This is a genomic window from Streptomyces phaeofaciens (genome assembly GCF_014648915.1).
GTDB lineage: Bacteria > Actinomycetota > Actinomycetes > Streptomycetales > Streptomycetaceae > Streptomyces > Streptomyces phaeofaciens.
This window is the reverse complement of sequence record NZ_BMSA01000047.1, coordinates 1-14,063: the sequence shown is the minus strand read 5'-3', so window position 1 is coordinate 14,063 and position 14,063 is coordinate 1. Positions and strand designations below refer to the sequence as shown.

Here is a 14,063-nt window from a genome sequence, read left to right as displayed (position 1 = left end):
AGTGTTGAATCGTCACCCGATACAGGTACATATGGCTGAGGACCGACTGGTCAGGAACAAGCGCCCGTGCACGCGGGACGGGCGGGGTGGCCGACACGGCGCTCCCGCGGTGCGAGGCGTTCCGCTTCACATCCGCATATCGACGGCGTTGCAGGGCGGACTTCCCCCGACACCGGGTGAATCGTCCTCAAGGCACGGCACATGTTCGTGTGCACCGCGTCCGGTGCCGAGGCGCCGGACGTACCCCCGGCCCGGGCAACGATTGCGCAGCCGAACGCGGACGGCCGCGAACGACGCCGACGAAGCGCGGGACGCTCCGCCGGCACGCCCGGAGCGCCCCACCACGATCTCCCGCGCCCGAGACGACCGCGGAAGCTATTGGCCGACAATCCGCGCTGTGGGCCCTGTGGATCCCGGCCGGCCCACGGGCGGGACGACGCGCCCCCCCAAGCCCGCGGAGGCAGGCCCCGTACGGTCACCGCGAGCCTCTCCGGAGCGTCGCCCTCCACGACGTCGGGCGTCGGTGCGCGTCCGAGTGGCCGCGCGCCGACCGCCGATCAGTCGCAGACCACCCTGTCCCTCGGGGTGTAGTGCGTGCCGAACGTCTCGCGGTTCACCTCGACACCATGGTTGGCGAAGACGCGGTCGACCTTGATGTCGAAGCCCTCCAGCGGCTCCTGCACCTCGCACGTCTCGCCGGTGTCCTTGCGCTCCTTCGGCGGCGTGGTGTTCGTGCGGGGGCCGGCCACCGCGGTCACGGAGTCGTACTTCTTCGTGCCGAGGAAGCTCACCGTCACCGACGAGTCCGTCGAACTCGCCTTGATGTAGATCGGCTTGCCGGAGTCGTTGCGGAACTTCAGGTCGAGCGTGCCCCAGGCCACGGTCGCCTCCCGGCCCGCCGGGTAGCGCTCGATGTAGAAGGAGTGGGCGCCGTGCTCCAAGGGCTCGACGCCGGCGAAGAAGAGCGCGTTGTAGACGGTGGTGGCGACCGCCGACACACCGCCACCGGGGGCCTTCCGATACTGGCCGTCCATGATCATCGTGCCGTCGACGAAGCCGTTGGCCTCCGTACGCTCACCGACCGTGCGGTTGAAGCTCCACACCTCGCCCGGCTGGACCACCGAGCCGTTGATCAGCTCGACGGCCCGACCGATGTTGGTCGTGCGGTACGGCGCGGTCGGGAAGTTCACCGTGAACGTCGACATCTGCTCGGTGATCCCGAGCCGGGCGAGCGTCTGCGCCGTCAGCTTCGGTGGCGTCACCGTGGCGGCGACCGCTCCGGTACGGGCTGTCGCGCCCTCCTTGGTCAGCAGCGGCTCCACCGCCCGGCCGAGGGCCTCGGCCGACACCGTGCGGCCGGGGCGGCCGTCCTGCTCCACGACGACCTTGCCGTCCCGTACCCCGAGGCGGGCTTCGACGGGCTCGCCGGTGACCGTGTCGAGCGGACGGGACACCGCCGGGTCGCGCATCAGCGCCTGGGCGTCCAGGGACGGGGTGAGCCGGCCGCCGTCGGCTTTGACGGTCAGGTGGTCGGCCAGGGTGGCCGCCGGGATCTGGAACCGTTTGTCGCCCGCGGTGAGCGTGACCGGGCCGGACACGGCGGGCTTGGCGAACTCGGTCACGAATCGGGAGAGCTCGGCGCCCTGCACGTGCGGCCGCGTCACGGAGACGGGAAGCGCGACGGGCGCGACGCCGTCGGCCGCGGGATAGGCGGCGCGCAGCATCTCGACTGCCTTGTCCGTGTCCAGCTTCTGCCCGTCGTGGGGCTGCGTCACGACCGCCCTGCCGTCCTTGAAGGCGACAGCTCCCTCGAGGACCTGGCGGTCGTGCTCCTTCGCGGCCGCCGTGACGGCCGCCTGTGCCCTCGTCCCGTCGAACGAGACGACTGGCTCGATGTCGCGGTCGCCGGAGGAGAAGAGCCGGCCGATCACGGTGAACGGATCGCGGGACGGGTCGGCCGCGCGCTCCGCGGTGGCCCGGGCATCGACCGTGAGTCCGGCCGAGGCGGGGTCGATGGTGGTCGTCTCGTCACCGATGGTGACCGGGATCGGGCCCTTCCAGGCGGCGGGGGCCGCGGAGGCGAGCCGGTCGGCGGCCTCGGCACGGCTCAGGCCGCCGATGTCGATCCCCTCGACCCGGGTGCCCGTGGAGATGTCGTCCCCGGTGGCGACGAGACCCGCCACGTACAGCCCGCCGACGACGATCGCGACCGCACCGGTCGCGATCGCCGTCTTGCGTATGTGACCGCGGTGCCCGGCCGGGCCCTCCGCGGTGTCGTCGGTCGTGGAGCGCAGGAGCACACACCCTCCCGGGGTGGTGAGAAGTCAGGGGTAGACCTACGACCGTAGGCTGAAAGAGGTAGAAGATCCAGAAAATCCCTTTTGTTCGAGTGGTGGTCTTTCTCTCATGCCCCCGCACGACCCGGCTCGCGGGCCTGCCGTCCGCGCGGCGGCACAAGATCGAAAGTCGGCGTCTCGCGGCCCGGAGCCGGGGGCGTGCGGGCGCGAGGGCATCTCGGTCCGCCTGGACGGGGGTGGGGGCTGTCATCGGGATCGGGAAGATCGGCCGATTCGGCGCGGTGCGACATCGTGCTCGGCGCCGACTTGCGAGGCCGACTTGCGAGGCCGACTTGCGAGGCCGACTTGCGAACCCGGCGCCGAGCGCCGGTGTCGCGAGCCAGGAGGGACGTACGTGCTGCGGCTCGACCCCTTGAGCACCCTTCCGGGACAAGCTCCGCCCTCGCCGCCGGTCGTCCGTGGTGGACGGTCGCCCTGGAGGGCCCTGCTCATCCCTCCGCTGCCGCAGGACCGTCGTCGTCCACGGGGCGTAGGTACAGCTCGCAGGCATAGCACCACGCCCACGTCTCGCCGCGCTCGGCCGAGCGGGCCACCGGATGACCTGTGGACTCATGGTGAGCGGTGGCGTGCGCGCCGGGCGAACTGTCGCAGCATCCGAGATGACCGCAGTCCAGACACTCCAGGAGTCGTACCCACGCGTGCCGCCCTCGCGCGACGCATTCCGCGCACCCTTCGCCCTCGTGTCGCTCCGGGGGAGTGGCCACCGCGTCGGCGTGCGCGCAGTACCGGCCCTCGGGGCGGCCGCCGTCGGGCCGCGGCACCCATCCGGTCACGAGGTGTCCCTTCTCGACGCGGTCGATGTCCTGCCGTGGACCACTTGTCTCGGAGCGGGCCGGTCAGCGCGCGGTTCGTGGACGGCGGCCGAGAGCGAAGCGGGACGGGCCGGGTTCGCCGTGCACCAGGGAGGCGGCCAGCTCGCCGATCACGGAAGCGAACTTGAAGGCGTGCCCGGAGCAGCCGCCCAGCACGGTGACGGGGCCCTGCCGGTCCACGAGGAAGTCGTGGTCCGCGGTGGTCGTGTAGAGGCAGGTCAGCGGCTCCGGCCCGGTGTGGTCCACGCCGGGCAGCCAGCGCTCGGCGTACGCGGCGAGGGCGCGTACGGTCGCGAGGTCCGGGGTGCGGTCGCGGTGGTCGGGGTCGACGACCGGGCCGATCCCGTGGAATCCCGCCTTCACTCCGTCCGTGCTGCCGAGTCCGTACACACCGTCCGTCGTCCGGCCCGTCGCCGGGAGACCGGCACCCGGGTGGTGGATGAAACTGGGCCAGGACAGCGGATCCGCCGCGGGGAAGTGGGCCGGCTGCTCCTGAGTGACCCGCAACTTCGGCACACCGCTCACCGGCGCGGACGCGCCGCCCGCGAGCAGGGCCGCGGTCCAGCCGCCGACGGCGACGACCACCGCGTCCGCGCGCCACTCCTCGTTCGCCTCGGTCACCACCCGCACGCCGTCGCCGAGCACCGACAGTCCGGTCACGCGCACACCGTGCCGGACATCGGCGCCATGAGCCCGCGCCGCCTGCTGAAAGGCGGCGACCGCCTCGTCGGCGTGGAGGCGTCCGGCCTCCGGGTGGAACACGGCGCCCGTGTCGGCGCGGAGCCCCGGCCACCGCTCGGCCACCTGCTCAGGGACCAGCCGCTCGGCGGGGCGTCCGGAAGCGGTCAGAGCCTCGTACAGGGCGTCGGTGATCGCCGCCGGTCCGTGGTCGACGGAGCCGGTCAGGGACAGGACCTGGCGTCCGGTCTCCTCCTCCAGCCGCCGCCACAAGGGCAGTGACCGTACCGCCAGATCGACGTAGAAGGGATCCGTGTACGCGAGTCGGAAGATCCGTGAGGTGCCGTGCGAGCTGCCGCGGTCGTGCCCGGGACCGAAGCGCTCCAGCAGCGTGACCTCGCCGCCCCGCGAGGCCAGTCGCCACGCCGCCGCGGAACCCATGACCCCGCCACCGACGACGACGATCCGACGAGCAGGCACGAGGCGTGATCCCTTCGTGAACGGGAAGATCGCAGGGCGACCCCGACACCGGCCGGCGGGGCGGGCTCAGGCGGCGGCGGGCTGTGCGGTGAAAGCGCGTTCCAGGAGGTCGTGGAGGGTGTCGCGCTCCTGGTCGCTGAGCCTGTCGAGTCCGGCCCGCGTGGTGTGCATCTTCCCGCGGATCACATCGATGACGCGTTCGCCCTCGGCGGTGAGGACGACGTTCTTGACGCGCCGGTCGGTGGGGCTGGGCTCGCGCTGTACCAGGCCACGCTTCTCCAGTCGATCGACGATCCCCGTCATGTTCGAGGCGTCGCAGGTCAGGATGGAGGCGAGGACACGCATCGCGGCGGGCCCCCGGCGCAGCACGTTGAGCGTCTTGCCCTGGCTGGCCGTGAGGTTCTCGCTCGCCGCGGCCACCGTGAAGTCGCCGTAGTAGGCGGCGAGCGACACCGAGAGCTGCTCCATGAGCTGGGCCGTGTCGACACCGCGGGTCCCTGTCATATGACACACCTTAGCCAGGAAACTTGACCATCTCAAATATTGATGGATACGGTCTGGGCAATTGCTTGAAGTTCTCAAGCATCGACGTTCTCAACTAGTTAGGGCAGAGCTTCCGTGTCTCACTCCCTGCAGACGCCGTCCTCCAGATCCTCCGGACAGACCGGGATCGTCCTGGTGCTCGGGCTCGCCGCCATGGTCGTCTCGATGATGCAGACCCTGGTCGTTCCGATCCTGGGCATCATCCAGAACGACTTGGAGGCCACCACGGCGGCCGTCAGCTGGGTGACCACGGCCACCCTGCTGTCAGCCGCCGTGTTCACCCCGCTGCTCGGCCGCTTCGGTGACCAGCACGGCAAGAAGCCCACGCTCGTCGGTGTACTGGTCGTGATGATCGCCGGGTCGGTGCTCGCCGCCACCACCACCTCCCTGACCTGGCTGATCATCGGTCGGGTGATGCAGGGCGCGGCGACCGCGATCTTCCCGCTCGCCCTCTCCGTGCTGCGCGAGGAGATCAGGCCGGAGAAGCTGCACGGAGCGATGGCCCTGGTCAGCGGCACGCTCGCGTTCGGCAGCGGGCTCGCCCTGGTCGGCGCGGGGCTCCTCACACGAGGTTCCCACCCCGACTACCACCGGGTCTTCTGGCTGGCGGCCGTGCTCGCCGTCGTGGCACTGGCAGGCGTGCTGCTGACGGTGCCCGCCTCCCGGACGAAGACGGGCGGGCGGACGGACTGGCTGGGCGCGCTGACCCTCGGAATGCTGCTGGTGCTGCTGCTCCTGCCCATCTCGCAGGGGCACGAGTGGGGCTGGACGTCCGGCCGAACGCTTGGTGCCTTCGCCGGTGCGGTCGTCATGACGGGTGTCTGGGTCCTCACCGAAAGCCGGGTCAAGGAGCCGATGGTGGACATGAAGATGTTCGTCCACCGGCCGGTGCTGTTCACCAACCTGGCGGGCCTGCTGCTGGGCTTCGCGATGTTCACCCACTTCATCGGCGTCTCGTACCTCGTGCAGATGCCGGAAGACCTCGTCGGCTACGGCTTCGGCGCTTCGGTGCTCGCCGCGTCCGTCGTCTACCTGCTGCCGACCACGCTCGTCTCCCTCGTGGGCGCCCAGTTCGGCGGTGTGCTGGTGGGCAGGCTCGGCGCACGCGTCACGCTGACCGCGGGCGCCTGCTTCGGAGTGCTCGGCTTCACCTGGCTGACCACCGCGCACGACACCACTCCCTCGGTGATCGGCGCGGGCATGCTCATCGGCCTGGCGATCAGCTTCGGCTACGCCGCCATGCCCGCGCTCATCGTCGCGAGCGTCCCGGCCCACCAGACGGGCATCGCCAACGGCATCAACTCCATCTCCCGCTCCGTCGGCAGCGCCGTCGCGAGCGCGGTGATCACATCGCTCCTGGCGTCGAAGACCGTCCAGCTGCCCGCCGGCATGCCCGCCCTCCCCGAGGAAAGCCAGTTCACGTTGAGCTTCGCCATCGCCGGAGCGGCGTTCGTCCTGGTCGCCGCCGTCGCCCTCATCGGACTCAGGACAGCGCAGACGCTCCGCACTCCGGTGGTGCGGAAGGCCGTCGCATCCGAGACGGCGGAACGCGCGGAGGCGGAGGTCGAGTCCGCGGCCAAGTCCGCCTGATCCGCCCGGTACTTCGAGGCCTCCCCGGGGAGGCGGTTCCTTCCGTGCCAGGCACGGCCCCCTTCGCGCTCACCGGCGGGACCTCGCGGACGAAGGGGGCCGGTTCCCCGGCCGCTCGACGCCGCCGACGCCTCGACACGTTCTGCCAGGAGATCGCCACCGGACCGGCCGCTCACCCGAGCCCGCCCCCTCGCTGAAAGGCACCCCACGATGAACCTCCCGGACCGCCCCGCACACGGACCGGCTCCGGTCGACCACCGCGCGGAGATCAAGGTGGAGACCGGCCGACTCGTCGCGGCGCTCGAGAACGCCGATCTGACGACCCCGGTGCCGAGCTGCCCCGGCTGGACGCTGGCCGACCTGGTGAAACACGTCGGCAGCGTCCAGCGCTGGTTCTCGGCTCTGCTGCACGCGCGCATCCAGGAACCCCCGCGCAGCCGCGAGGTGGACCTGCGGCTCCCCGGTCGGCACGCCGACTACGCCGACTGGCTGGCCGAAAGCGCGACCGTGGCCGAGGACGCCTTCGCGGCCACCGACCCGGACCAGCCCATGTGGGCATGGGGCGTCGACCAGCACGCCCGCTTCTGGGCACGGCGGATGCTCTTCGAGACCCTGCTGCACCGGGCCGACGCCGACCTGGCGCTCGGCCTCCCACCCACGATCGACCGCCCGTCGGCGGTCGACGGGATCGACGAGTTCCTCGTCAACCTGCCCTTCGCCACCTTCTTCGCACCCAAGGTCGCCAACCTGCGCGGTCCCGGCAGCACGATCCGCTTCCGGGCGACCGACGGCAACGGCGACGGCGACTGGGTCGTCCGTCTGCGGCCCGACGGCTTCGGCCTCGATACGACCCTTGTGCCGGCTCACCCCGCCGATGCGACCGTTCAGGGAACCGCGTCCGACCTCTTGCTGCTCGTGTATGGGCGGCGCCTGCACCACGACGAAGAGCTCTTCGCGCTCGACGGAGACAAGGACCTGCTGACGCTCTGGTTCGCCAACTCCGCCTTCTGAACGGGAAGTCGGGGTTCCTGTCAGGGACTGTCGACGGTCCGGGAGATCGGCCCGCTCCCACCCGGGTTTCGGGTGGGAGCGGGCCGTCGTGCAAACGTGCGGCCGGCAAGCCATCGCGGTGGCCCGGCGGACCGGGCGGCGCCGTCGTGGTTCGTGGCCGTAGGCCCGGCCTTTCCAGGCGCCGCCCAGCCTTCGGGCGAGGTTCGTGGTGGCCCGCCAGCCCTTCTTCTCGGAGGCTGCTCATCGCTGTTCACCCGCCCGGCTCTCCGGCGCGCCGAGGGTCGTGGCGAGGGTGCCGAGGAGTAGGCGCAGGACGGTTACCGGCATGAGGGGGAGAGGTCGGCGACGGCTCCGCCGCCGCGGCCTGCTGGTCGCGAGCCGGGCGACCGTCGGCGCCGCGCGGCAGCAACAGGCGGCCGACGGACGAGCCCGGCCCACATCGCCGCAGCCGCCCCACACCGCCGCAGCCGCCCCACACCGCCGCGGTCGCCCCGCATGGCCGCCCAGCCGTCCAGGCCGACGCCGGGCGCGAGGACGTTGACCAGCGGAAACACAGAAGTCCGGCTGTGCTGGGCGTCGCGGCGCGCGCAGGGCTCTGCCGGCGATCGGAAGCTCGTCTTCATCACCTGTCCGGCAACGCCTTTGTTCACCGCGTTGACACTCCGCCCGCTGCCTCCTAGGGTCTCGCCAACATACCGACCGTGTGACGGTATTTCGAACGGTTGAAAGGCAAGTGCCCTGCCCAGCACCGGAAGCAGCACCCACTTATCCGGGACGCCGCAGCGCAGCCCGACGGACGTCGCGGCGCGCACCGGCAAAGCGCGCACCGGCGAAACGCGGGTGCCAGGCAGAACCGGCGAACCGACGGGCGGGCCGCGGAACACCGGGGTGCCCCAGCGGTGTCCGAGGCAACACTTCGAGCGCCCTGTGCTTCGGCCGCCCCCACGGGATCCGCCGGCCGCTCGCCCCATTTGAAGCACGTCCACCGCACACGCCGACGATCTCGGCAACTGCGCACGTGATGCACGAGGTCGCCGCGAACATCTGCCGCCGCGCCCTCCACCTCGAGTTCGGTCCGTCCAATGAGTTCGGGACCAACTCCGATGGCCATCCCCGTGGGACCCGGCACCGGCCACCGCAGGCAACGGATGCGCCGGCATGCCCGTGTCGCCGTCGCCCTGCCGGCCGGCTACCCCGGCCGACCCGGCCACATGCCTGGCCACATGCCCGCCCGATCAGGCCATATGCCCGACCACATGCCCGGCCGATCCGGCCACAGCCCTGCCGCATCTGAAATGCCGTCATCCTCTCAACGACGAGAAGATCAAGGAACGATCACCATGCGCAATCGAAGAGCCGCGCTCGCCACTCTCGCCGCCCTCGCCCTGACCCTGTCCGCCTGCGGCAAGGACAGCGAGAGCAGCCCCAAGGGCGGCACCATCGGCATCGCCATGCCGACCCGGGCCTCCGAGCGCTGGCTGACCGACGGCAAGAGCATCGTCACGGACCTGAAGGCCAAGGGCTACCAGGCCGAACTGGTCTACGGCGACGACGACCCCGCGACCCAGGTCTCCCAGATCGAGAGCCTGATCAAGCAAGGGGTCGATACGCTGATCATCGCGGCCATCGACAACACGTCACTCAACGACGTGCTCCAACAGGCCGCCGATGCGGAGATCCCGGTGATCTCTTACGACCGGCTCATTCTCGGTACCGGGAACGTGGACTACTACGTCTCCTTCGACAACGAGCAGGTCGGCCGACTCCAGGCCTACTACATCATCGACAAGCTCGGCCTGGAGGACGGCGAAGGCCCGTTCAACATCGAGCTGTTCGCCGGTTCCGGGGACGACAACAACACCGCGTACTTCTTCGACGGGGCGATGCACCTCCTTCAGCCGTACCTGGACAGCAAGCAGTTGGTCGTCCGCTCCGGCCAGACCGACCTCAAGAAGGTCACCACACTGCGCTGGGACGGTGCCACCGCGGGCAAGCGGATGAACGGCATCCTCGCCGAGTCGTACGGGACCGCACGGGTCGACGCGGTGCTGTCGCCGTACGACGGCATCTCCCTCGGCATCCTGTCCGCACTGAAGTCGGACGGCTACGGCTCCGACGGCAAGCCTCTCCCGGTCATCACCGGGCAGGACGCCGAACTGGCCTCGGTGAAGTCGATCATCGCGGGTGAGCAGTCGCAGACCGTCTACAAGGACATCCGTGAACTCGCCGCAGTCGCTTCGGACATGGCCGACGACGTACTCAACGACAAGACGCCGCGCATCAACAACCGGAGGGCCTACGACAACGGCGTCAAGGCCGTTCCCGCCTACCTGCTCCAGCCGATCAACGTCGACAAGTCCAACTACGAGAACGTCCTGGTCGCGGGCGGCTACTACACCGCCGCCGAGCTCAGGTAGGCGCCCGACCGACGTCGAGCACGGCTGGCGAGCCGGTGAACCCTTGCGGTCACGGCGCCGGCCACGTCGGAACGGATTCGGCGCCCCTGGGACGAGTCCCCAGGGGCGCCGGTCCGCGCGGCGGCAGCTTCATTACACCGCGACCATGCCCTCCATGCCGGACTCGGCGAAGGGGGGCAGTCCTGAGGCTGTGGTGACCTTGGTGAGGGAGCCGTTCCTGCCGATGCGGAAGCTGTCGACGGTGCCGGAGGTCCCGTTCTGCACGTACAGGAACTTCTCGTCCCGTGTCACCGCCAGGTCGATGACGCCCTGGGACATGGCTGACGGCGGTGCGGCGATGCCGATCTCGTTGGTGAGTGCGAGCCTGCCGTGCCGGTCGGTGCGACAGCCGGTGTTGCCGCCGTAGAAGAAGTCACCGGCGCGCTCCAGCCAGCACAGCGTGTTCTGACCGTCGACTTCTCGGCTTCGGCGCCGAGGCGATCGCCACCGTGGTCGCGACCGCCGTCGATGCGAGGATGCCGCCGCCGGCGACGGTCATCCGGACCCGCGACTTCGACCTGCGCCTGGTATGCCTGCTCACGCCTGACTCCTCGTCCCTCGTCGCCACCGCCCGTCGGTGCCGTGCCGAGCCAGAGTTGCCTGTGGGGCGGGTGGGATGAAGAGGTTTCGGTCCCGCGTCAGCTTCTCGTAAGAACTTCCGTTCGCCCCGGAGGACTTGATGCCGGTCCGACGCGCGGCGCCTCTGCCACCCTTGCCGCTCCTCAAGCCCCGTGAAGCGACCTGTCACTCGTTGATTTCGATCGCGTACAGTCCGTGGTGCCCGTGTTCCGTCACGACCGGCTGAACGGCCGACCAGGAGATGCGCCATGGACACCCGGACCGGTCCCGATTCGCTCCCGCACCCGCCCGGCGGAGGTCGGCCGGTACCCGAGGCCGAGCCCGAACTCGTGCGGCGGTGGCGGGCGGAGAGCGGCGAACTGGTCGAGCTGCTGACCCGGGTACGCGCCCGGTACGGCGGCGTCGCGGCCTTCAGCCACGGCCCGAACCGCACGGTCCTGGTGACCGACCCGCAGGCCGTCCAGCACGTGCTGGCCCACCACCCCGAGCGGTACGTCAAGCGCTCCCACCGCGCCCGGCTGCTGATCGGCGACGGAGTCCTCGCCGCCACCGGTACGGCGTGGAAGCGCCAACGCCGTCTGTTGCAGTCCCAGTTCACCGGCACCGGCATGCGCCGCTACGAGCAGCGGATCACCGGAGCCGCCCGGACCACTGCCACACGCTGGGCCGGGTACGCCCGCACCGGGCAGACCTTCGACGTCGGTGAGGAGATGCGCCGCTTCGCCCTGGACGCCATCTGGCGCTCGCTCACCGGGTATCCGCTCGACGACGGCACCGAGCGCGAACTGGCCGCCGTGGCCGCCGTGGCGGCCGCCCTCCCGACGCTGCCCGCCGACGTCACCGACGCCCAGGACGCCGTGGCCGCCGACCTCGTCCGGATCGACGCGGTCGCCCGGCACGCCGTCGACGCCGCCCGCTCGGGTGCGGCCGGCCCCGACGGGCCGGGCCTGCTGCACGTCCTGACCGAGGCCGCCGCAGAACATCCCGAGTACACCGACCGGCTCATCCGCGACGAACTGGTCACGCTGCTGGTCGCCGGGCACGAGACCACCGCCACCACCCTGACCTGGCTGTATCTGCTCCTCGACCGGCATCCCGCCACCCGCGAGGAGGCCCTGGCCGCCGGCGGCGAGGGCTCGGCGCAACGCCGCCGGGCCGTCCAGGCCCTGGTCCACGAGACGCTCAGGCTCTACCCGTCCGCCTGGATCCTGCCCCGGCACGCGACCGAGGACGACATCGTCGCGGGCCACACGGTCGAGGCGGGCACCGATCTCCTGGTCTGCCCGTACCTCACCCACCGCGACGGCGGACTGTGGCCCGACCCGGAGCGCTTCGACCCGGGGCGCTTCCTCGTCCCCGACGGCCGGCCCGCCCACCCGGGCGCCTACTTCCCCTTCGGTATCGGTCCTCGCGCCTGCCTCGGCCTCCAGTTCGCGCTCCGCGAATCCACCGTCCTGCTCGAACACCTGCTGCCGTCCCACACCCCGGCCTTCACCACCACCCCTGCCGGGGCGGCCTACGGCATCACCGTCCGCCCGGCCGGCCCCACTCCGGCGACCCTGCCCCCGGCCCCCGCCTGATCCGGCCGCGGCCCGCGCTTCGGCGCTTCGCCGGCCGTGCCAGCATCTCGGCGAGCAGCTCCCGGTTGCGGTCCTTCTCCAGCAGGGACAGCCGGATGTGGGGACGCAGCCCCAGCCTGCCCTGGGGAAGGCGTGTCCCCGCGCCCGCCAGCGGGGCGTCTCCCAAGCGCCTACCGGGGAGAGAGTCACCGATCCCGCCGTGCGCCGCGGTGCCGCCTCCGCTGGTCGATATCGATGGTGAAGGTGGACGTCCGCGACGTCGAACCTGTGTCAGTGTGGGAGAAGGCAAGCAGCCGCGCCGAGGAGTACCTGCTGGTGTTCGGCCGCCCCCGAGCAGGTCCCGGCCCGGTGCACCGAGCCCACGTTGCCCACATGACCGCGTGAGCGAGCCGCAGGGAGAGTCACTCATGACCACGTTCCCCACCGCGCGAGACATCAGGACCACCCCGGAAGGTCTCCTGTGGGAGCCCAGCGAACGCCGCGTGCGCGGCCGCAAGGGCGACCTCACCGTCGTGGACAGCAGACACCCGGTCCTCGTATGGGAGCCCGGAACGCCAGTACCGCTTTATGCGTTCCCCCGCGAGGAGGTCCGCGCGGACCTCCTCCACCCGGCGAAGAACCCCCGGACGGGCACGCACACCGGATCACGGATCTTCTACGACCTCGACGCCGACGGCGAGCTGATCGAGAACGCGGCCTGGACGTTCCCGGCCGACGAACTGGCCGGGCACATCGCGTTCGAGTGGTTCCGGCGTGCGGGCCGGGGCCTCGACCACTGGTACGAGGAGGAGGAAGAGATCTTCGTTCACCCCCGCGACCCGCACAAACGGGTGGACGCGATCCCGAGCAGCCGCCACGTCGTCGTCGAGATCGCCGGTGCGGTCGTCGCCGATACCCATCGCCCGGTCCTGGTCTTCGAGACCGGTCTGCCCACCCGGTACTACATACCGCGCGAGGATGTCCGCCTCGACCTGTTCGAACCGACCGACCACAGCACCGCGTGCCCTTACAAGGGGACCGCCGCCTACTGGTCGCGGCGGGGTGAGGTCGTGGCCCCGCCGAACATCCTCTGGAGCTATCCCGAACCATTGCCTGCGGTGGGCGCCGTCAAAGGGCTCCTCGCCTTCTACAACGAGACCGTCGACCTCACCGTGGACGGCGAACGTCTGGAGCGTCCCGTCACCCCGTTCACCAAGATGCTTTCGGCCCAACGGCCGGCCGGACGGCTCTGATGGTGGTGATCACGAGAGCCGCCTGCGTCCTCGGGAGGCGGCTGCCTGTCCGTGGTCGAACAGGGACACCGCGTCGTTCGCCGTTCGGCCTGGCGGGGGAGTGGCCGGTCCGGCTCGACGGCGGGGCGCCACTGGCAGGCGACGCCGTGACCGGAGGGCTGCGAGCGGCCTTGAGCAGTGACTCGCATGACAGGATGTGCTTTCCATTGCCCGGCCCCAGGAGGTCACCATGGCCGCAGAGTCTCCATCGCCCGAAGGTTCGGAGCCGGCTGACGGCGAGAGGCCTGCCCTTTCGCCCGACGATGACGGCCAGTACGACTTGAAGCGCAAGTTCCGGGAGGCCCTGGCGCGCAAGCGGGGCATGCAGGCGGACACCGCCGACGCCGCCGCGAACCTCGACACGTCGAAGGTCCACGGCGCGCACGGCCCGGCTGCGAGTCAGCGGTCGTTCCGTCGAAAGAGCGGCGGCTGAGCCCGAACTGCCTCCAGGCAGGACTCGGCGGGCTCAGACGAGGACCGGGAAGGATGGGGCCGAGCGCCGCAGGGCTTCGACGACGCCGCGCTCTACGGCTGCACACTGCTCCAGCCTGACGTCGCAGCCCGCGTCCGCGCCGTCTCCCGGTCCTGGGCAGCCCGGCCGGCTTCGCAGCCGCGGCGACGGTGTGCGCCATACTCCTGCACACCGTCGCCCGCGGCGACAACCTCAGCCTCACCGACACCGACAGCGACAGCGACGGCCATGACC

General features: G+C 70.9%; 11 protein-coding genes. 6 read left to right on the top strand and 5 right to left on the bottom strand.

What is annotated here, in order from left to right; genetic code table 11:
- Nucleotides 1-557: 557 nt before the first annotated feature.
- From IE275_RS42480 to IE275_RS42465, 4 genes are all read right to left on the bottom strand, one after another.
- On the bottom strand, nt 558-2,300 hold the full coding sequence (locus IE275_RS42480) for a VanW family protein (protein WP_229871238.1): 1,743 nt from the start codon (nt 2,298-2,300) through the stop codon (nt 558-560).
- A gap of 485 nt (nt 2,301-2,785) precedes the next feature.
- Nucleotides 2,786-3,061 carry a UBP-type zinc finger domain-containing protein gene (locus IE275_RS42475; protein ID WP_189718076.1) on the bottom strand — a complete coding sequence of 92 codons (276 nt, stop codon included), beginning with the start codon at nt 3,059-3,061 and terminating at the stop codon, nt 2,786-2,788.
- Nucleotides 3,062-3,193: 132 nt separating this feature from the next.
- Nucleotides 3,194-4,327 carry an FAD-dependent oxidoreductase gene (locus IE275_RS42470; RefSeq protein ID WP_229871236.1) on the bottom strand — a complete coding sequence of 378 codons (1,134 nt, stop codon included), beginning with the start codon at nt 4,325-4,327 and terminating at the stop codon, nt 3,194-3,196.
- A 66-nt stretch (nt 4,328-4,393) separates the two neighbouring features.
- Nucleotides 4,394-4,831, bottom strand: a complete 438-nt coding sequence (locus IE275_RS42465) for a MarR family winged helix-turn-helix transcriptional regulator (protein WP_229871234.1) — start codon at nt 4,829-4,831, stop codon at nt 4,394-4,396.
- Nucleotides 4,832-4,945: 114 nt separating this feature from the next.
- Between IE275_RS42465 and IE275_RS42460 the strand changes: the two genes are divergently transcribed.
- The 3 genes from IE275_RS42460 to chvE all read left to right on the top strand — a co-directional run bounded on the left by IE275_RS42460 (nt 4,946) and on the right by chvE (nt 9,888).
- Nucleotides 4,946-6,460: an MFS transporter gene (locus IE275_RS42460; RefSeq protein WP_229871233.1), complete on the top strand. Its 1,515-nt coding sequence runs from the start codon at nt 4,946-4,948 to the stop codon at nt 6,458-6,460.
- A gap of 210 nt (nt 6,461-6,670) precedes the next feature.
- Entirely contained in the window at nt 6,671-7,471 is an 801-nt protein-coding gene (locus IE275_RS42455) for a maleylpyruvate isomerase family mycothiol-dependent enzyme (protein WP_189718054.1), read from the top strand.
- Nucleotides 7,472-8,811: 1,340 nt separating this feature from the next.
- Nucleotides 8,812-9,888, top strand: a complete 1,077-nt coding sequence (gene chvE, locus IE275_RS42450; protein WP_189718053.1) for a multiple monosaccharide ABC transporter substrate-binding protein — start codon at nt 8,812-8,814, stop codon at nt 9,886-9,888.
- A gap of 132 nt (nt 9,889-10,020) precedes the next feature.
- On the opposite strand, the gene IE275_RS46470 is transcribed toward chvE, so the two are convergent.
- Nucleotides 10,021-10,206: a lactonase family protein gene (locus IE275_RS46470; protein ID WP_229871230.1), complete on the bottom strand. Its 186-nt coding sequence runs from the start codon at nt 10,204-10,206 to the stop codon at nt 10,021-10,023.
- A gap of 548 nt (nt 10,207-10,754) precedes the next feature.
- Here IE275_RS46470 and IE275_RS42440 point away from each other — a divergent pair.
- The 3 genes from IE275_RS42440 to IE275_RS42430 all read left to right on the top strand — a co-directional run bounded on the left by IE275_RS42440 (nt 10,755) and on the right by IE275_RS42430 (nt 13,790).
- The gene (locus IE275_RS42440) at nt 10,755-12,086 is read left to right on the top strand and encodes a cytochrome P450 (protein ID WP_189718052.1); all 1,332 of its coding nucleotides are present in this window, start codon (nt 10,755-10,757) and stop codon (nt 12,084-12,086) included.
- A gap of 407 nt (nt 12,087-12,493) precedes the next feature.
- On the top strand, nt 12,494-13,318 hold the full coding sequence (locus IE275_RS42435) for a DUF427 domain-containing protein (protein ID WP_189718051.1): 825 nt from the start codon (nt 12,494-12,496) through the stop codon (nt 13,316-13,318).
- 229 nt (nt 13,319-13,547) lie between these two features.
- Entirely contained in the window at nt 13,548-13,790 is a 243-nt protein-coding gene (locus IE275_RS42430; RefSeq protein WP_189718050.1) for a DUF5302 domain-containing protein, read from the top strand.
- Nucleotides 13,791-14,063: the final 273 nt, after the last annotated feature.